This window comes from Lapidilactobacillus gannanensis (assembly GCF_003946675.1).
Lineage (GTDB): Bacteria > Bacillota > Bacilli > Lactobacillales > Lactobacillaceae > Lapidilactobacillus > Lapidilactobacillus gannanensis.
The window spans coordinates 1-15,549 of the sequence record NZ_RHOT01000047.1 but is presented as its reverse complement, the minus strand read 5'-3'; the positions used below and the strand labels follow the sequence as shown (position 1 = coordinate 15,549).

The following is a 15,549-nucleotide window of genomic DNA, read 5'->3' as shown; positions in this document are numbered from 1 at the left end:
AATGGCTCGGTAGCTCAGTTGGTAGAGCAATGGATTGAAGCTCCATGTGTCGGCGGTTCGATTCCGTCCCGCGCCATGCTTTTGAAAATTCATGTGTATGATGCGGGTGTAGTTTAGTGGTAAAACGACAGCCTTCCAAGCTGTAGTCGCGAGTCCGATTCTCGTCACCCGCTTTCACACATGGGCCTATAGCTCAGCTGGTTAGAGCGCACGCCTGATAAGCGTGAGGTCGATGGTTCAAGTCCATTTAGGCCCATTTTGGAGAAGTACTCAAGTGGCTGAAGAGGCGCCCCTGCTAAGGGTGTAGGTCGGGTAACTGGCGCGAGAGTTCGAATCTCTCCTTCTCCGTAAATATAGCTTTATCGGTTTCGATTGAACGGTTAAGATATTGTTAAATCAATGTTTTAACCGTTTTTGTTTTGTTTCATTTTGGTTGGTCTTTAAAATTAGTTGCACAATAGTTGCACACTTTTATAGACTAGACAATGCGTCAGTGGTAGCCTTTGCCTGCTCTTTTTCTAGCGTCTTAAATAAATGACTGTACACAGTCTGAGTAATCGTAACATTACTGTGGCCTAACCGCCGAGAGATATAATTGATATTAACGCCTTTGTAAATCAAGAAAGAAACATGGGTGTGGCGGAGCCCGTGAAAGGTGATAGGCTGTTTAATATCCAATTCCTTTTCGAGAATACGCAAACTGCTATTAATGGATCCATTGGAAATTAGTTCGTGGCGAATATTTCTAAAGACTAGTTTTTTTGTATCACGGTAGCCTTGATACACATATGCTTCAGCTTGCTGCTTCTTTAAGCGTCGCAGTAGTAATAAAAGATTATCGGATAAATCAATAGTTCTGACACTTGCTTTATTCTTTGTCTTGGCAAAGCCAGTTCTAAAACGGTAATCCCAAGTTTTATTTATATTGATCTGTTTATTGTCGAAGTCGATATCTGACCAGGTAAGCCCTAATATTTCCGAGTAGCGTGCGCCAGTTAATGCGCCTGTGGCAATTAAATAATATGGAAAATGTTCCGAGTAATCCGCAAATTCAGTAGTGTGTTGAATGAGATTTTTGAAATCATCTAATTCGAGATATTTAATTTTGTCAGCTTCTTCGTCTTCAGGAATATAAACATTGTTAGTAAAGTTTGAATATACAATTTGGTCATCAATTGCATTGTTAACCATACTTCTTACATAGCCGTTCAATTTGCTAACTGTATCCTTAGAGCGTGGTTTAACGGGTTCACGATCTTTCCCAGCACAAAAATAATTAATAAATTCCTGCCAATCACTTTTACTGATTGAGTTAAGTTCACGCATAATTCCAAAATAAGATTGCAGTTGTCCACGAATTGTTTTGTAACGACGTTCAGTTATTTCTGTGTGTTTACCCGCTTTATACAGACTAATCCATTTATCCCAGTAATTCATAAGGGTGATATTTGTTTTATCCAGTTCGGCACCGTGAGCGTATTTAATTTCGACTTCTCGACCAGCATTCTCAGCTAACCGCTTGGTTCTAAATCCCGATTTGTTTACGTATTTGCGTTTTCCATCTTTATCAATGTAGCTAACACGATACTGCCACTTGTCGCCACGTTTTGTCACACTTGCCATGCTAATGACCTCCATTTATGGTAAAATTGGGTATAGAAAGAGCCTATACCTTATGTATAGTTTTTTTCGTGGTTGACGTATCCCAACTTTGGTCGGTGGGGGATGCGTCTTTTTTTATTGTTCCGTAATAGAGTTCAATTCAATTTTGAAGGTGTACGCAACTTAATCAATTACCAATATGATATAATCAAGTCAATATAAGGTTGGTGGTGATATTGTTGATTTTTGATAAGAAAGAGTTTGAAGAACTGAATAAAAAGTTTGACAACACTACAAAAAAAATCACAGCAGCACATTACACAATTCAATTAAAACAATCTAAGTTTGATGAATCTAAGCAATTCCTGAAAAATAAGGCTGATTTTTGGAATTCCTCTAGTCCAAAGAAATAGCCAATGGTCTAACCAAGAGAGTTATGTCATCATCGAGCATTTCAAAGTTTGAAAGCATGATGGTAGATAGTAGTGCAGGGAGCTTATTTAATTCATTGGCCTCGAATTCTCTAAATGGTTCTGAATTATCTCGCTTTTTTGTTACAGACATTACGCTACCAAATATGGTCATTTGCCGAGTGCTCGTTGCAAGCATTGATAGTTGAGCAGCATTTTCTCTGAAGAATGTACGGTCACAGTAAATAAGCGCATTGTCCATTTTAATAATTATACTATCTGGAAATATTTCATTGAAAAAGGTCGCTACGTCTTTGACTAACGCAAAGTTATCCCATCCTGAATTATCCTGTTTCGCTATCAACGTGTTTAACTGGGAGGTTAACTGTCCAATTTTTTGAGAATACTCTTTTTGATTATTACCGGCTGACTTTTTTGCTTGTTTAAATCTTTCAATATTTGCCTTTAATGAACGAATTTCTTTTTCTGATTCATCTTGCTTTTTGATTAGGTCTAAATTATCAGGTGCAAGCAGGTTGGAAAGAAAGTTAAAATCATATATTTTAAATCGAGAGGAAATCTTAACAAAATCGCCATCTTTTGCATTTTGTTGATTTTGTACAATTTCATCTGCCAAATGGTCCTGAAGGATTTGAATAGCATGATCATCTAATACACTGTCAATTACTTCTTGAGTTGATTCGCTTAATCTATTGCTTGCACTCTCTGTTGCGCTTTTGTGTAAGTCAAAGCCAAGTTTCAAGAAGTTCCCCACGCCTCCTGAGATGTTAGTACCGGCTAAATCTGAGCTTTCATCTGTTTTGGTATTGCTGCTATGTTGCGAAGTCATTAAACCTTCGCCGAGTTGTGCTAGGCTTGAATTCAAATATTTGGTATCAAGGTATAGATACTCTTTTAGTGCCACGATTATTTCCTCCTTTACAATATTTGATAATACCCGCCACCAGAGCGGGGGATGAATCAATCTGTAGAGATAAAACGAAAATTACTGAACTGAATATGTTTTTGTGCCAATCGTGGTAAAGTCTTCGTTTGAGAATTCGACAGTAACAGGAGTCGAGTTTACGAGTTTAAACATCATCACTGTTTCAACCGTTTTACCAGGCAGTAAGCTGTTGTTTAAGTTGTCTTCCTGGGTTTGTAGTGGATCGTTGCCGTTGGCGTCAAGGCCTAGAACGCCTGGATCTAAATCGACGTTAGAAGTATCAGTTTTCTGCTTAGCGTGAATGACCATGTAGAAATTTGATGGATCCTGTTCTTTAGCGGAATTGTTATGAATTGTGTTGTAAATAACTAAAACTTTTGTATTATCTTCAGCACCATCACGCACTTCGGACTTAGTAAGTGTCATCGTTTCCATACCAGCATAGAAAACTGGGTCTTGGAAAAACCAGTCTTTATCATCAGTAGTGGGAATGCCCTTTGATGACGCAGCCGCTTTTTTGCTAGATTCTGCCTTTGCTTTGCTAGATTTTTCTGACTCTTTCTTGCTGTCGACTTTAGATGCTTTTTCGACCTTTGGTTCGCTTGACTTCTTAGCAGAATCATCACTGGAATTACCACATGCTGCTAAAGTTAGCGATAAACCTAACATTATTGCTAAAATAATACTTTTCTTCATTACCCATTCCTCCAAATCAGATATTCTGATAAAATATATTTGTTCACATATTTACCACAGACTCACCTTGCTGATGACAGGGTGGGTCTTTTTTTATGCCCTAATAAATTCCGTACTCACGCTGAATCTCGTCGACTGTTTCTGGTAATCGATCGTTGTCTTCGACATAGAGCAGTCCCATTAGACCGACGCCAAACTCGTTGGCCTCGTTTTCTAGCTTGTCATGGCCCGTAGAGAGACCAGTATAGTAGCTGTTCAGTCCCTCATGCAAAATGACATGACCGAGTTCGTGTGCCATTACAAAGTAACGTTGTGGTGAATAACGCAAAGAGTTGTTGAGCATGACAATCGGCATTTCACCATCGTGGATCGTTTTGCCGAGTGGCATATGACCTAGCTCGGCCCAGTCGACTTCGATGTTCAGACGTTCAGCGATAAGAAAAGGGTTTGCTGTGTGATAGCGACTAACAACGGCTTCAATGGCTTCTTTAATTCTATCCAAATAATCGCCGCCTAGTCGTGCTTATGACGATTCCAAAAAATCTGCGTCATAGCAATTTTCAATTTTTCTTTTTCTTCTTGAGTGAGATCGTCACCGCCGTAAGTCATACTGTCTGCATTGCTTTCCAGGAACTCTTTTAAGTCATGCGTATCTTGGTCATTTGCCCATTCTGGGGTGTCGTTTTTACCTAGTAGGTAATCAACCGTTACACCAAGGACGTTGGCGATATTAGCTAATGTTTCTAACGAAGGATTAACACCTTTATTATATTGATAAATTACATTTTTACTTAATCCTGCTTTTACAGCGACAGACTGTAAACTCAACCCGCGTTCTTTTGCAACTTTTTTTATATTATCAAACAGCGTCATATCAACATTCCTTTCGATACGACAAGTTAATTTTACAGTTTAGCTATAAAATTTGTTGCATTTTTACAGTTCAGCTGTTATTATTAACTCATCAAGTAATAAAGCAATAAAAAACAAGCCTTTTAAAAACGAAACTTTGGCGAGAGACGTTGGGATAAAGGGATATACTTGTTTATTTATCATGGCTTAAGTTTATAGCTGATCTGTAAACTTGTCAATAACTTGATTAATAAATAACAAGAAAGGAGAGATGAAAGGATGAATAATGACGAAACATTGAAAAGCGAATACTTGCGAAAGTATAAAAGAGAGAATTTACCAGGTGATCTTTTTGGTGATCAGGTCGTTTCAGTCGGCAAGAAAATTGTTAATCTCATGAAACAAGAAAAAGAAGGCATCACATACGATCAAGCGTACGCAAGCCTCCAATATGCTTATGATTTACTGAAGTATGAATCTAATTTTGTGAAACTAAACTAATGGGGTTCATGATTTCAATCTTGTCAATAAAATCAAGTTCTAATTGATTTTGTAAAGACTTGAAATTCCACATAGTTGAGTATTCTGGAACTCTGATATTTTCCGTAATTTCAACTCGTGACAGTTCGAGCAATTTATCGAGTAGTAAGTTCGGCTGTTCCACTACCTTTAGTCGCTCACTGAATATTCCTTTTGAGAAGTAATCGTATACGGCGTGTCTAACTAAAGCAAACACATCAGTATCTTCTTGTAGACTCGAAATGTATCTTCCGTAATATTCATTATCAGTGTTTAGCACTAAAACAGGATATTTACTATCTGAATATTTCACGGTGCTACCTTCAGCTATGCCAAGCGATGTTTGCCAAACAGTTTTGAAGGGTTTCATTTCGAGTTTTCGATATTCAATAATTTCATTGACACAGAAAACAGAGTAATCAAACGCTTGTGCTTCATCAAATTCCATTTATTTCACCTCTTTCCTGAATTCAATTGTAGCAAAGTGGTGAGCAAATAAAAATAGCAGATAAGGAAGTGATCAAATGCCAGAAGAAAAACTGATTCATGCTGCAGAGCAGATTAAAAAGGATATTAAGATGGCGCTTATCAATCGTGACATGACTCAAGTTGAACTTGCTGAATTGATTGGCGAGGGTCAGCAACAGCTTAATCGAGCTATCAGAGGTGACACAACGCCAAAATCTGTTGCTATCCGTAAGAAAATTTACAAGGTATTGAATTTGGAATAAGGAGGACAGTTAAATGAACGAATTACAGAATTTTGTTTTTGAAGGTAATAGTGTTCGAACAGTATTAGTTGACGACAAACCATTTTTTGTTGGCAATGACGTGGCAACTGCAATTGGATATTCCAACCCACAAAAAGCGTTAAGAGATCATGTTAAGCCTAAATATAAGCTGACTGAACGAATCGTTCTGTCAGGTCAGAAGCGGGAGGTTATCCTAATCTCTGAACCAGGTATTTATCAATTGGCTGGTCAGAGTAAATTGCCTAGCGCAGAACCATTTCAAGATTGGGTTTACGAAGAAGTTTTACCAACAATTCAGCATCACGGTGCTTATATGACATCAGAAGTGATCGAGAAAACTATTTCTGATCCAGATTTCATCATTGGTTTGGCCACACAACTCAAGGTAGAACGGACAGGTCGCTTGATTGCAGAACAGCAGGTTCAAGAATTAAAGCCCAAAGCAACATATTACGACCGAATTTTATCTAACAAGGCCTTGGTTGCCATTTCGGTAATTGCTAAGGACTATGGCATGAGTGGTACTGCAATGAATATCTTGCTGCACCGTTTAGGAGTTCAATACAAACAAGGTAAGACTTGGCTTCTTTACTCAAAGTATCAAACAACTGGCTGGACACAGTCTGAAACAACGATGGTCAAACGCAAAGATGGCACTGAGAAAGCTGTTCTCAACACCAAGTGGACACAAAAAGGGCGGCTAGGCTTGTATGAATTATTGAAACTTAATAACTACCTACCGCTCATTGAACAGGATTTAGATATTCAGGAGGCTGAGTAAATGAACGAAGAAATAACTCAACTAACAAAGAAAATAATAGATTATTTCGTTGAAGACGCACTTAAAAATGCAAACACATATCAAGAAGCGATTGATTATCTAGACAGAAAAAGGGCTGCACTACGCAAAGAACCTGACACACCTGTTACTAACGTTGGAACTGGGCTTGTTATTGAAGCGATGATTCAACTAAAAAAAGAAGCGTTGCAGCTTCCCTTGAAAAATAACTAAAACGTGATATTTGTTTCTATTTTATATGGTGAGTGAGAAATAAATTCCTGATATACGTCATCAACTAAGATACATCTCTCGGCTATTGTTTCGTAACTCAACTTTTTTTCATTGGCGTGAATTAGGCTTTGAGTACGTTTCATTAATCGGTCAAGTGCATAGTCATCATTCAGTTGCTGATCAGTATATAGAATTTCGCCAGCTTCAATGATTACTTTAAGGAAATTAAATATACCTTTGTTTTCTTCACTAATATTTTTTCTGTTTGAAATAACGTTATATCTAATTGTTTTGGCATTTTCATCAATTAGCTTTGCCAAAATTTCAGCGTTATCTAACGGATCCATTATCATTGCTAATCACCACCTTTCAAGATGATTATCTCATTAAGGGGTGACAAGTTAAATAACAAAAAGGAGTGATCTAAATGCCACTAAACAAGATACACGTCACAATCAGCGACTTAGCAGTTTCACTGCCAGAAGGTTTCGAAATCATCGAAACTAAGCGTCGAGAAGAGCTTGAACGCAAAGCAGATATGGACGGTTGGTGGACGACAGCTGATGTGGTTGAACGATATAAGCGGGCACCAACTTGGTTCACTGATCACGTTTTAAAAGTTCCACGGTTCGAAAAAATCTTGCGCAACAACGTGGTCATCTATGCGGATACAGGTGGCAGTTATCTTTTTGAGCCAACAAGTTTTGCAAGGTTCATGCGAGATTATTTCCCGGAAATTTCGTCAAATCTAGAAAAGCAGAAGGTGCGGTAATGGATGTTTTGGTTTTTATGGTTGTAGTTTTCGGCGGTCTTTATATCTATGACGCAATCAAGACGAAATCACTCAAAAAGGCCGCTCATATGATGTTTGAGTTAGGAGATGAAACCAATGAAGCTAACCAAAATTGAAGAAGAGGTAATCAAGTTAATGCGCCAAGGTGCTGACGTTGAGTTATATCTTGCTGATTGTGAAACAGAAACCGAAGCTAAAGAATTTGTAAAGCCGATTGCTGATTTGGTAAACGAAGATGTTCGGCGAATTCACACAAAGTCTGATATTGTCGGTGATTACTTTAGAACTGACGGAATCATATCAGATGAATCATATGGCTCGGTAAGTGTTATGGCTTTTATGGTCAATCGAGATGACCGCCTATGACGCAATCATTAGAACGCTTGAACACATTGCAAGACGTTTACAACCGGATCTGGAATTTCTCAAAGTCAGACGGAATCAAAAATCGAGAGGACGTTTATAAGGGAGTTTGCCTATCAGTATCTGAGATCAAAGAAATGATTGAGGAAGAAAGGCGGCGGTTGAGTGTTTATGGACAACAAAAATAGTCTTATCCGGCGGCAACCAGATAAGACCAAAGTAGAGAGCTTTTCAAATATAAGCAATTTGATTATAGCTCAGATTCGGAGGTATTAGCAATGGAACAAGATGATTTGCCGATTGATTGGGATGAGCAAACGATTTATCCGGGTCAAAAGTATTGGGCTATTCACGAATATGGCAATAAATATTCAATTTTGGTACGAGATGATCCAGACGAAATTCTCGACTGGCTAGACACAACTGAGTATGACTATGACAAGCCAGCGTTTATCGAGCGTTATTGCGAATTAGACACCTCATCAGTAATAGATGACATACTGGAGGGCTGGTTCATCAAAAAAGATAAAGACGCCTCAGACGTAGAATTTTTTAGGCTGTATGTATGTAAAGAGCTACACGAAAATCAGGAGGATTAATAATGGCAAACGAAATAATTGATTATGTATCGTCAACAATCGACGAAATGAAAGTTAACAACGGCTTGGTGCTGCCAAAGAACTATTCGGCAGGCAACGCGCTTAATGCGGCTTACCTCATCTTATCCGACCGTTCTAAGGGCTTATCGATGTTAGACAAGGTTGCTAAAAACCAAATTACCAAGGTGTCACTAGTAAGAGCTTTGCAGGACATGGTTATTCAGGGACTGTCACCAGCAAAGAATCAAGGCTATTTTATCCAGTACGGTAAGCAGTTGGCTTGGTCGCGGTCGTATTTCGGGTCTGTGGCAATTGTTAAGCGGCAAAAACAAATCAAGGGTGAGCCGTTTGCCAATGTCATTTATCAAGACGATGTTTTTGAGACGGGGATGGATGACCATTTCCGCACCACAGTAACTAAATTTGAGCATAAATTTGAGAATCAAGACAAGCCAATTGTCGGTGCTTTTGCTGGAATCGAATTTGAGGACGGCCATATCGAATATACAATCATGACCAAAAAAGAAATTGATCAGAGTTGGAGTAAGAGCAAAATGCGCTCAGGCGGGCCAAAAGCCGAATTTCCGCAAGAAATGGCTAAGCGAACTGTTTTAAGCCGTGCCGCCAAGATGGTTATTAATACTAGTGATGACAATGACATGATCATCGAATCGGTCAACCGCACCACTGAACAAGAATTCGATAACAGTAAGCCTAAAGATGTCACGCCCAATAAAGAAATGCTTGATGATCTGATTGAAAATGATGAAATTCCAGAAGAAACAACGAACGCTTCTGATGACGAATTAAATCCAGCAAATTTGGACAAGGAGATTGAAAAAGATGACGGAAAAGACCCAGAAAACCTATTCGAAAATCAAACTGACCAGCAGTAATTATTACTCAAATGAGGCCAACTGGCAGTATCAGTCAGTTTCAATATTCAAGAATTTCATGAAGTGTGAAGCGGCCGCGTTGGCAGAATTAAAAGGTGAATGGCAACCAGAACGTGACCAAACACCACTATTAGTCGGTAATTACTTGCACAGCTACTTCGAAAGCAAAGAAGCTCATCAAGACTTTTTAAATGAGCATGGGACAGAGATTCTTGCCCAAGCGGGCAAAAACAAAGGAAAGCCCAAGAAGGATTATCAAGTCGGAGATGCAATGATTAAATCGCTGGCTGATGACGAAACGTTCGTCAACCTTTATCAAGGTCAAAAGGAAGTTATCGTTAAAGGCCAAATCGATGGTATCAACTGGATGGGAAAACTTGATTGCTTTCCGGATAATCACAAATATTTTGCTGACCTTAAGACCACTCAGGACTTACACAAGAAATATTGGCTATCGGACCAATCACGATATGGCACGTTTATCGAAGCTTACGATTACCCAATTCAAATGGCGGTCTATCAAGAATTAATCCGGCAACAATATGGGGCTGAGGCTACACCACTAATTGTTGCAGTCACTAAGCAAGACCCACCGGATAAGGCAATTATTAGTATTGAGCAACCAATCTTAGATTTTTGGTTAGAGCAGGTCAAAGAAATGCAGGGCCATATCCAAGCTGTCAAAAACGGTGAGGCAGTACCAACACACTGCGGACACTGTGATTATTGCCGGGCCACTAAAAAACTAACTGGTGTCGTTGATATGCAAACTTTGCTAATTAGCTGATAGGGAGGATTTAATTTGGCAGACGAGGGATGGATTAAACTCTATCGAAAAATAATGAAGTCCTTTGTCTGGACTAACTCCGATCAACTCAAGTTATGGTTGTTAGTTTTGATGAAGGCAAACCACAGTCAAAACAAATTTTTGTTCAACGGCGAAGAAGTGAGCGTGTCACAGGGTCAATTCGTCACAGGGGTTAATACACTGGGCTTTGAGTTCAACCAAGGTGTCAAGCGTGACAAAGCGATTGCAGGCCGAACGCTATGGAGATGGCTTAAGAGATTTGAAAAAGAGCAAATGTTGACAATCAAATCAACCACGAAATACAGCGTCATATCAGTGTCTAACTGGGGTGAGTACCAAGAGAGTGTCAAGCACTTGTCAAGCGTTGGTCAATCACCTGTCAATCACTTGTCTACAAACAAGAATGATAAGAATGAAGAGAATGAAAAGAAAAGTACTATATATAGTCCCGTGATTGATTATCTCAATCAGAAAGCTGGGACTAAATACAAATCATCAGGCAAGAATACTCAGACATTGATTAGAGCGAGAGAAAAAGACGGCTTTAAGTTAGACGACTTTAAAAAGGTTATCGATAACAAGGTTGCAGAATGGAAGGGAACTGATATGGAGCAGTACTTGAGGCCAATAACATTATTTGGCACTAGGTTCGAGAGCTACTTGAATCAGAAGCCAGTCAAGCCAAAGCAACGTCAAAACTTTACTCAAAACAATGATCAGTATAGCAATCTTGGTTGGTAGAAAGGAGACTCATGGAATCATTTGGCGCAGGTATTTACAAGATTATGGCTCAGATATTTGAGTCAGCCGGTGATTGCCCTGAGTGCGGTGCAATGATGTTAAGACCTAAACGGCGACATGAAGATGGCACACCAATACCAGGTGCTTGCCCCGCATGCGGATATAAGATGCCTTTACCGGCAGGTGAGAAACACCAACCAACTCAAGCAGACCTAGAATTTCAGTCGCACAAGCGCACGGCCATTGCTTATTTTGGCAATTACTCAGTTATGGCGACTAATTTGCCGCAAACAGCAAGGCTCAAAAACTATGAGGTCAAAACTGAGGCCCAAAATAAAGCGCGAGAATTTGCAAGATCAGTATCGGAATTGCTGATAAGCAAAAGCCCACAGCACGTCATGCTGACAGGTCCAACGGGTGTTGGTAAGACACATTTGGCCAGCGGTATCTTATGGCAATGTCTAATGCTTAAAAAATACGAGTACAAAGCGATTTTTATTGATTTCCAGGAATACACCAAGCAGACGGTTATCGGCTACCACAAAACGGATGTGGGCGACCAAGTGACAAACGTGGTCAGTCAAGCCAAAAAGGCCGACCTAGTTGTTATAGATGACATTGGAGCTGAGCGAGATACGCCCAACAACGCAGACTTATTAGCTGAGCTATTACGAGCGCGGGAAGACAAGAACTTGATTATCACAACTAATTTAGATAGTCAGGGGATACAAAGTGCTTATGGTGACCGCAACTTATCGCGGATACTAAATCACCTTAATAATAATGACTTTACAATGTCGAATATTTTAGATTATCGCCTAAGAAAGGATTAAAAACATGATCAATAGAGCAATTTTGACTGGCAGACTTACAAAAGATGTCGATTTGCGATACACAAAATCAGGCACAGCAGTGGGCACCTTTAATTTGGCCGTAAAACGTCGATTTAAGAGCGTCAATGACGAGACCGAATCAGACTTCGTGGAATGTGTTATCTGGCGTAAGCAGGCCGAAAATTTGGCAAATTTCACGCATAAGGGGTCATTGATTGGCGTCGAGGGCAGAATTCAGACACGCAATTACGAGAACAAGCAAGGAAATCGCGTTTACGTAACTGAGGTTATCGTTGATACGTTCTCGCTGCTGGAATCAAAGGGGCAAGAAAAGGAGACCGGAAGCAGCACACAGGCTAACACTCAATCAGCAAGCAAACAGGTTGTTAATGATCCGTTTGTGGATAACAACGAGCCAGTAGATATCGGCGATGATGATCTACCATTCTAGGAGGCGAAGAAAGATGATTAGACCATCAATTTTTCCAAGCAGAAGCGCTGCTACTCACGAGCTGAAGATATTGCCCCAATACTTCGATGACGTTTTGCACAACGGCAAGAACTTTGAAATCAGAAAGAACGACCGAAATTATAAGGTCGGAGACATCTTAATCTTAGAAGAATGGGATAACGGCAAATATACTGGTCGCAAGGTTACTCGATCGGTTGGTTATATCACTGATTATGCGCAGAAAGATAATTATGTAGTGATGGGACTGAGAAAATGAAGGCACCAACGGCATTAAACAAAAGAGGAATTAAAGTCAGCTTTGATGGGTATAAATTCGACTCGCAAAAAGAATACTTGTTTTACTCGAAGTTTGTTAAGGATTCAGGTTATAAATTCGACGTTCATCCAGCTTATGAGCTGGTCGCGACAACACCAATCGAACAAGCAAAGATTGGATCAGCAAGATACACGCCTGACTTCGTGATTTACGATGATGGCGGCAAAATTAAGCACGTTTATGATGTCAAAAATAGCTTGACTGTTTATGGCATCGATGCATCGGCAAAGCTCAGATTTAGGCTGTTTGCGGCAAGGTATGGCATTCCAGTTGAGGCGGTCGTCGTTAGAGCTAACGACTTTAAAACAATTGCACAGTGTGTTACTAAGCCGCTCAACGAGAAACAACCATTAATCAAAAAAGATTTTAATTACAGCTGGCTGGAAGCCACTAACTATTAGGAGGATTGCCTAATTAAATTAAAAGCGCGTGAATGGTTTCCAGCAGAAGGAACGATGGAACCGGTAGTGGCTGATTGGGTAATAAGTCGGGAAAATGATGACTACAAAGGCAGCTCTAGCAGCAAGACAGAGGTAACTCTTTTTACAGGTCTGTACGATGCAATCGGCAACGAAGTATATGAAGGTGATATATTGCGAGGTTTCGACGATACAATATATCTGATTGGATTCGACAATGGCAGCTTCGAAGCAGCGTTTGATGGCAATTGTGCATGCGACGCTTACGAGATTTGCGATTCGAGTGAGATTATCGGCAATAAGTACCAAAACCCTGAATTACTGGAGGAATAGACAATGACAGTATCAATTGATCCGCAAGAAAAATGGCTGTACGTGGCGACAGGAGACGGCTGGAAAAAAGTTGTGGGAATGACATGCGCCATTAACGGTTTAAAGTGTTCAGCGTTTTTTGAATTGACAGAGGACAAAGGAAGATTCATAGCAGTAAGCGAATTATCGTCCGGTTATAGCATATGTAATATTCCACTCAACCTTTTGACAGCCTTAATGTGTGATACCAAAGCAAAAGCCTTAGATTTGATGAGGGTAAAGCTAGAAGATCTTTCTAAAATGTTGATGGACGACAAATCAATAACAATGGATGACATTGCCAGTGAAGCCAATGCTAAGCTTGTTGAATATGTTGATAAATTCGGTCCAATGCCACCGATCGAAATTATGGATGACTTCAACCGATCGAAATTATGGAGGACCTCGAATGAGACCAATTAAATTCAGAGCATGGGACAACGAGTGCAAGGTAATTAGAGACTATGACGAATTGAAAGGGTTGACCTTGGACGCATTAGATGCAAGTGATTTTAAGCTTGAGCAATTTACCGGCCTTGATGATATTAACGGTAAGCCAATCTATGAAGGCGATATTGTGCAAGTGTATCGTGACTGGATTGATATAGTTGAGTTTCGAAATGGCTCTTTCGGATTAGCAGCAAGCATGAATCACAGTTTTATTTCGTTTAACAACCTTAATGGCGAAGCGGAAGTCATTGGCAATGTTCACGATAACCCAGAATTACTGGAGGATAAAAAATGAAAGAATATAAAGTAGGCGACACGATTTATACCAAAGGTACTGTTGTGCAAATTGATGGAAATGACCACGAACAACCATATTGTATCAAATTTGTTGATAGGGATTATGGTAACCAAGCATGGCCCAACCGTTCAGCTATCATTGACGAATTGCCAACAGCAAAACCAGCAAAACCAGTGTTACCTAAAGAGGTTGCTGATGAGTTAGAGGGGGCCAAGAAATACAAAAAATTATTTGATGTTTACATCATGCGAATTATTAATGACAACACCACTTATGAGAACTCGCGTGCGTTTTGGAATAATAGTGATGATGGCGTCATTAAAACGTTAATGGACGCTTGGAATAACGGTTACACGGTTGAAAAAGAGCTAGCGAATTTAGTTTACGTGCCTGGTACAAACAAGAAATTTGTTTATAACAAACGTGGCGATACATCAACTCGTATGGCTAAGCTTGAAACACCAATCGTTCCAAGTCCTGTAACATCATACCAAACATCGTATGACCAATATAAACCGCTGTATTGGTTCGCTGATGAAGAAATTACTAAGTTTGGTTTGCAAGATTGCGAACGGGAAGAGGTAAAATAATGAGCTTATACATTATTGAAGACGACGACTGTAACGTGCTGGCCAATGATGGCGATTATTTTGACAATACGATGACTTACGCAAGGCTTTACGACGAGCCGTCTGAACCAGAGCATGACGCTAAAAAATATGGTGGCCACGTTGTCACTTTGATTGAGGAGCCTAAAAAAGTAGTTCTAACCAAAGAACAAGCCGAAATCGTTAAATGTGCACATGACCGTGAACATCCTGCAAGTTATATTTCTGAAAACTCCTATGAAGAGAAATTGCTGATGGAGGCCTACGTCAACGGCTACACCGTGGCAAAGGAGAAGAAATACAACGTCAAGGTGCCACATACCAAAGATGTTTGGTATTACAAGTCTTGGAATGCAGATTTGCGGACGACTTCGGATAAAAAACTTCGTGGCAAGTTCACCGAAGCAGAGATCGAATATTACGGCTTGCAAGACTGCGAGAAAGAAGAGGTGACTGACGATGCTGATTAAGCTAGAAAGTGGTGATTATGTGAACACACATTATATCGAGCGGTTATGGATGGTGAATGAACACGATGGCTTCATTAGGCTTGCTAACACCCCTGACGTTCCAATAACTAAAAACGATCGTGCCCTTATTGTAAAGGCTATGAAGCCAAAGATCATGCTTACGCTAGGTGAATCTGGAAAACTTGAGCCGACTGTTTATCATGAAGGCGGAATAGATTATGGTGCCATGGCATTTTCACCATTAATTCATGGCCAAGAGGTTGCTGACGATGGAAATGATTAGAACGCCCGATCAAACTCAATTGTTTAAGTTCAAAGATAATGTCGTTCGTGCATTAACAAT

Annotated in this window: 29 protein-coding genes and 4 tRNA genes; 26 read left to right on the top strand and 7 right to left on the bottom strand. The window is 39.8% G+C overall.

All coding sequences use genetic code 11. The annotated features are described in order from the left end of the window. Positions 1–3: 3 nt before the first annotated feature. From EKM81_RS10120 to EKM81_RS10105, 4 genes are all read left to right on the top strand, one after another. Positions 4–76: transfer RNA gene (locus EKM81_RS10120), tRNA-Phe, on the top strand. Between the two features lie 26 nt (positions 77–102). Next, positions 103–173: transfer RNA gene (locus tag EKM81_RS10115), tRNA-Gly, on the top strand. 9 nt (positions 174–182) lie between these two features. Next, positions 183–256: transfer RNA gene (locus EKM81_RS10110), tRNA-Ile, on the top strand. A gap of 4 nt (positions 257–260) precedes the next feature. Beyond that, a tRNA-Ser gene (locus EKM81_RS10105) sits at positions 261–348 on the top strand. Positions 349–471: 123 nt separating this feature from the next. On the opposite strand, the gene EKM81_RS10100 is transcribed toward EKM81_RS10105, so the two are convergent. Continuing rightward, on the bottom strand, positions 472–1,623 hold the full coding sequence (locus EKM81_RS10100) for a site-specific integrase (protein WP_125651327.1): 1,152 nt from the start codon (positions 1,621–1,623) through the stop codon (positions 472–474). Between the two features lie 218 nt (positions 1,624–1,841). Between EKM81_RS10100 and EKM81_RS11230 the strand changes: the two genes are divergently transcribed. Next, positions 1,842–2,015 carry a hypothetical protein gene (locus EKM81_RS11230; protein WP_164509295.1) on the top strand — a complete coding sequence of 58 codons (174 nt, stop codon included), beginning with the start codon at positions 1,842–1,844 and terminating at the stop codon, positions 2,013–2,015. Here EKM81_RS11230 and EKM81_RS10095 read toward each other — a convergent pair. The 4 genes from EKM81_RS10095 to EKM81_RS10080 form a co-directional block, all read right to left on the bottom strand. Further along, positions 1,999–2,937 (bottom strand): DUF6414 family protein, encoded by a 939-nt coding sequence (locus EKM81_RS10095; RefSeq protein WP_125651325.1) that lies wholly within the window; start codon positions 2,935–2,937, stop codon positions 1,999–2,001. The genes EKM81_RS11230 and EKM81_RS10095 overlap by 17 nt on opposite strands. A gap of 81 nt (positions 2,938–3,018) precedes the next feature. Beyond that, positions 3,019–3,654: a DUF5067 domain-containing protein gene (locus tag EKM81_RS10090; RefSeq protein WP_125651323.1), complete on the bottom strand. Its 636-nt coding sequence runs from the start codon at positions 3,652–3,654 to the stop codon at positions 3,019–3,021. A 100-nt stretch (positions 3,655–3,754) separates the two neighbouring features. Beyond that, positions 3,755–4,156: an ImmA/IrrE family metallo-endopeptidase gene (locus EKM81_RS10085; RefSeq protein WP_125651321.1), complete on the bottom strand. Its 402-nt coding sequence runs from the start codon at positions 4,154–4,156 to the stop codon at positions 3,755–3,757. A gap of 11 nt (positions 4,157–4,167) precedes the next feature. Next, entirely contained in the window at positions 4,168–4,527 is a 360-nt protein-coding gene (locus EKM81_RS10080) for a helix-turn-helix domain-containing protein (RefSeq protein WP_125651319.1), read from the bottom strand. A gap of 258 nt (positions 4,528–4,785) precedes the next feature. Here EKM81_RS10080 and EKM81_RS10075 point away from each other — a divergent pair, with 258 nt between their 5' ends. Continuing rightward, the gene (locus tag EKM81_RS10075; RefSeq protein WP_125651317.1) at positions 4,786–5,007 is read left to right on the top strand and encodes a hypothetical protein; all 222 of its coding nucleotides are present in this window, start codon (positions 4,786–4,788) and stop codon (positions 5,005–5,007) included. Here the strand turns inward: EKM81_RS10075 and EKM81_RS10070 are convergent. Continuing rightward, the gene (locus EKM81_RS10070; RefSeq protein ID WP_125651315.1) at positions 4,985–5,473 is read right to left on the bottom strand and encodes a hypothetical protein; all 489 of its coding nucleotides are present in this window, start codon (positions 5,471–5,473) and stop codon (positions 4,985–4,987) included. The genes EKM81_RS10075 and EKM81_RS10070 overlap by 23 nt on opposite strands. A gap of 76 nt (positions 5,474–5,549) precedes the next feature. On the opposite strand from EKM81_RS10070, the gene EKM81_RS10065 reads away from it, so the two are divergent. Genes EKM81_RS10065 through EKM81_RS10055 form a run of 3 tightly spaced genes read left to right on the top strand, consistent with a single transcriptional unit; the run spans position 5,550 to position 6,789 of the window. Next, on the top strand, positions 5,550–5,756 hold the full coding sequence (locus EKM81_RS10065; protein WP_125651313.1) for a helix-turn-helix domain-containing protein: 207 nt from the start codon (positions 5,550–5,552) through the stop codon (positions 5,754–5,756). A gap of 13 nt (positions 5,757–5,769) precedes the next feature. Further along, entirely contained in the window at positions 5,770–6,558 is a 789-nt protein-coding gene (locus tag EKM81_RS10060; RefSeq protein ID WP_125651311.1) for a phage antirepressor, read from the top strand. Continuing rightward, on the top strand, positions 6,559–6,789 hold the full coding sequence (locus EKM81_RS10055; RefSeq protein ID WP_125651309.1) for a hypothetical protein: 231 nt from the start codon (positions 6,559–6,561) through the stop codon (positions 6,787–6,789). Here the strand turns inward: EKM81_RS10055 and EKM81_RS10050 are convergent. Next, positions 6,786–7,136, bottom strand: coding sequence for a hypothetical protein (locus EKM81_RS10050; protein WP_164509294.1), 351 nt, complete (start codon positions 7,134–7,136; stop codon positions 6,786–6,788). The genes EKM81_RS10055 and EKM81_RS10050 overlap by 4 nt on opposite strands. An 80-nt stretch (positions 7,137–7,216) precedes the next feature. Here EKM81_RS10050 and EKM81_RS10045 point away from each other — a divergent pair, with 80 nt between their 5' ends. From EKM81_RS10045 to EKM81_RS09970, 17 genes are all read left to right on the top strand, one after another. Beyond that, positions 7,217–7,561: a DUF771 domain-containing protein gene (locus EKM81_RS10045; RefSeq protein ID WP_125651305.1), complete on the top strand. Its 345-nt coding sequence runs from the start codon at positions 7,217–7,219 to the stop codon at positions 7,559–7,561. Further along, positions 7,561–7,698: a hypothetical protein gene (locus EKM81_RS11225; protein WP_164509293.1), complete on the top strand. Its 138-nt coding sequence runs from the start codon at positions 7,561–7,563 to the stop codon at positions 7,696–7,698. The genes EKM81_RS10045 and EKM81_RS11225 overlap by 1 nt, the downstream gene beginning before the upstream one ends. Continuing rightward, positions 7,679–7,948: a hypothetical protein gene (locus tag EKM81_RS10040; protein WP_125651303.1), complete on the top strand. Its 270-nt coding sequence runs from the start codon at positions 7,679–7,681 to the stop codon at positions 7,946–7,948. The genes EKM81_RS11225 and EKM81_RS10040 overlap by 20 nt, the downstream gene beginning before the upstream one ends. A gap of 275 nt (positions 7,949–8,223) precedes the next feature. Continuing rightward, complete coding sequence (locus tag EKM81_RS10035) at positions 8,224–8,544, top strand: hypothetical protein (protein WP_125651301.1); 321 nt, start codon at positions 8,224–8,226, stop codon at positions 8,542–8,544. A 2-nt stretch (positions 8,545–8,546) separates the two neighbouring features. Next, positions 8,547–9,440: a RecT family recombinase gene (locus EKM81_RS10030; RefSeq protein ID WP_125651299.1), complete on the top strand. Its 894-nt coding sequence runs from the start codon at positions 8,547–8,549 to the stop codon at positions 9,438–9,440. Further along, positions 9,388–10,227, top strand: coding sequence for a PD-(D/E)XK nuclease-like domain-containing protein (locus EKM81_RS10025; RefSeq protein ID WP_125651297.1), 840 nt, complete (start codon positions 9,388–9,390; stop codon positions 10,225–10,227). Before EKM81_RS10030 ends, EKM81_RS10025 begins: the two co-directional genes overlap by 53 nt. Before the next feature lie 15 nt (positions 10,228–10,242). Further along, positions 10,243–10,989: a conserved phage C-terminal domain-containing protein gene (locus EKM81_RS10020; protein WP_225420242.1), complete on the top strand. Its 747-nt coding sequence runs from the start codon at positions 10,243–10,245 to the stop codon at positions 10,987–10,989. Between the two features lie 11 nt (positions 10,990–11,000). Next, positions 11,001–11,822, top strand: coding sequence for an ATP-binding protein (locus EKM81_RS10015; protein WP_125651295.1), 822 nt, complete (start codon positions 11,001–11,003; stop codon positions 11,820–11,822). 4 nt (positions 11,823–11,826) lie between these two features. Beyond that, positions 11,827–12,273: a single-stranded DNA-binding protein gene (gene ssb / locus EKM81_RS10010; protein WP_125651293.1), complete on the top strand. Its 447-nt coding sequence runs from the start codon at positions 11,827–11,829 to the stop codon at positions 12,271–12,273. 13 nt (positions 12,274–12,286) lie between these two features. Then, a complete protein-coding gene (locus EKM81_RS10005; RefSeq protein WP_125651291.1) occupies positions 12,287–12,550 on the top strand; it encodes an ASCH/PUA domain-containing protein in 264 nt (87 codons plus the stop codon). Further along, positions 12,547–13,011, top strand: a complete 465-nt coding sequence (locus tag EKM81_RS10000; RefSeq protein ID WP_125651289.1) for a DUF1064 domain-containing protein — start codon at positions 12,547–12,549, stop codon at positions 13,009–13,011. Before EKM81_RS10005 ends, EKM81_RS10000 begins: the two co-directional genes overlap by 4 nt. 54 nt (positions 13,012–13,065) lie before the next feature. Beyond that, positions 13,066–13,362: a YopX family protein gene (locus EKM81_RS09995; protein ID WP_125651287.1), complete on the top strand. Its 297-nt coding sequence runs from the start codon at positions 13,066–13,068 to the stop codon at positions 13,360–13,362. A 3-nt stretch (positions 13,363–13,365) separates the two neighbouring features. Further along, positions 13,366–13,803 (top strand): hypothetical protein, encoded by a 438-nt coding sequence (locus EKM81_RS09990; RefSeq protein WP_125651285.1) that lies wholly within the window; start codon positions 13,366–13,368, stop codon positions 13,801–13,803. Continuing rightward, complete coding sequence (locus EKM81_RS09985; protein ID WP_125651283.1) at positions 13,790–14,125, top strand: YopX family protein; 336 nt, start codon at positions 13,790–13,792, stop codon at positions 14,123–14,125. The genes EKM81_RS09990 and EKM81_RS09985 overlap by 14 nt, the downstream gene beginning before the upstream one ends. After that, positions 14,122–14,718: a DUF1642 domain-containing protein gene (locus EKM81_RS09980; RefSeq protein WP_125651281.1), complete on the top strand. Its 597-nt coding sequence runs from the start codon at positions 14,122–14,124 to the stop codon at positions 14,716–14,718. The genes EKM81_RS09985 and EKM81_RS09980 overlap by 4 nt, the downstream gene beginning before the upstream one ends. Positions 14,719–14,789: 71 nt before the next feature. After that, positions 14,790–15,206 carry a DUF1642 domain-containing protein gene (locus EKM81_RS09975; RefSeq protein ID WP_379880286.1) on the top strand — a complete coding sequence of 139 codons (417 nt, stop codon included), beginning with the start codon at positions 14,790–14,792 and terminating at the stop codon, positions 15,204–15,206. After that, entirely contained in the window at positions 15,196–15,489 is a 294-nt protein-coding gene (locus tag EKM81_RS09970; protein ID WP_125651278.1) for a hypothetical protein, read from the top strand. Before EKM81_RS09975 ends, EKM81_RS09970 begins: the two co-directional genes overlap by 11 nt. The last annotated feature ends 60 nt before the right edge of the window (positions 15,490–15,549 follow it).

Bases quoted from the DNA above. Each gene is read 5' to 3' on its own strand.
- EKM81_RS10100 (WP_125651327.1), bottom strand. From the start codon at position 1,623: ATGGCAAGTGTGACAAAACGTGGCGACAAGTGGCAGTATCGTGTTAGC.
- EKM81_RS10090 (WP_125651323.1), bottom strand. From the start codon at position 3,654: ATGAAGAAAAGTATTATTTTAGCAATAATGTTAGGTTTATCGCTAACT.
- EKM81_RS10080 (WP_125651319.1), bottom strand. From the start codon at position 4,527: ATGACGCTGTTTGATAATATAAAAAAAGTTGCAAAAGAACGCGGGTTG.
- EKM81_RS10075 (WP_125651317.1), top strand. From the start codon at position 4,786: ATGAATAATGACGAAACATTGAAAAGCGAATACTTGCGAAAGTATAAA.
- EKM81_RS10070 (WP_125651315.1), bottom strand. From the start codon at position 5,473: ATGGAATTTGATGAAGCACAAGCGTTTGATTACTCTGTTTTCTGTGTC.
- EKM81_RS10065 (WP_125651313.1), top strand. From the start codon at position 5,550: ATGCCAGAAGAAAAACTGATTCATGCTGCAGAGCAGATTAAAAAGGAT.
- EKM81_RS10060 (WP_125651311.1), top strand. From the start codon at position 5,770: ATGAACGAATTACAGAATTTTGTTTTTGAAGGTAATAGTGTTCGAACA.
- EKM81_RS10055 (WP_125651309.1), top strand. From the start codon at position 6,559: ATGAACGAAGAAATAACTCAACTAACAAAGAAAATAATAGATTATTTC.
- EKM81_RS10050 (WP_164509294.1), bottom strand. From the start codon at position 7,136: ATGGATCCGTTAGATAACGCTGAAATTTTGGCAAAGCTAATTGATGAA.
- EKM81_RS10045 (WP_125651305.1), top strand. From the start codon at position 7,217: ATGCCACTAAACAAGATACACGTCACAATCAGCGACTTAGCAGTTTCA.
- EKM81_RS11225 (WP_164509293.1), top strand. From the start codon at position 7,561: ATGGATGTTTTGGTTTTTATGGTTGTAGTTTTCGGCGGTCTTTATATC.
- EKM81_RS10040 (WP_125651303.1), top strand. From the start codon at position 7,679: ATGAAGCTAACCAAAATTGAAGAAGAGGTAATCAAGTTAATGCGCCAA.
- EKM81_RS10035 (WP_125651301.1), top strand. From the start codon at position 8,224: ATGGAACAAGATGATTTGCCGATTGATTGGGATGAGCAAACGATTTAT.
- EKM81_RS10030 (WP_125651299.1), top strand. From the start codon at position 8,547: ATGGCAAACGAAATAATTGATTATGTATCGTCAACAATCGACGAAATG.
- EKM81_RS10025 (WP_125651297.1), top strand. From the start codon at position 9,388: ATGACGGAAAAGACCCAGAAAACCTATTCGAAAATCAAACTGACCAGC.
- EKM81_RS10015 (WP_125651295.1), top strand. From the start codon at position 11,001: ATGGAATCATTTGGCGCAGGTATTTACAAGATTATGGCTCAGATATTT.
- ssb (WP_125651293.1), top strand. From the start codon at position 11,827: ATGATCAATAGAGCAATTTTGACTGGCAGACTTACAAAAGATGTCGAT.
- EKM81_RS10005 (WP_125651291.1), top strand. From the start codon at position 12,287: ATGATTAGACCATCAATTTTTCCAAGCAGAAGCGCTGCTACTCACGAG.
- EKM81_RS10000 (WP_125651289.1), top strand. From the start codon at position 12,547: ATGAAGGCACCAACGGCATTAAACAAAAGAGGAATTAAAGTCAGCTTT.
- EKM81_RS09995 (WP_125651287.1), top strand. From the start codon at position 13,066: ATGGAACCGGTAGTGGCTGATTGGGTAATAAGTCGGGAAAATGATGAC.
- EKM81_RS09990 (WP_125651285.1), top strand. From the start codon at position 13,366: ATGACAGTATCAATTGATCCGCAAGAAAAATGGCTGTACGTGGCGACA.
- EKM81_RS09985 (WP_125651283.1), top strand. From the start codon at position 13,790: ATGAGACCAATTAAATTCAGAGCATGGGACAACGAGTGCAAGGTAATT.
- EKM81_RS09980 (WP_125651281.1), top strand. From the start codon at position 14,122: ATGAAAGAATATAAAGTAGGCGACACGATTTATACCAAAGGTACTGTT.
- EKM81_RS09975 (WP_379880286.1), top strand. From the start codon at position 14,790: ATGACTTACGCAAGGCTTTACGACGAGCCGTCTGAACCAGAGCATGAC.
- EKM81_RS09970 (WP_125651278.1), top strand. From the start codon at position 15,196: ATGCTGATTAAGCTAGAAAGTGGTGATTATGTGAACACACATTATATC.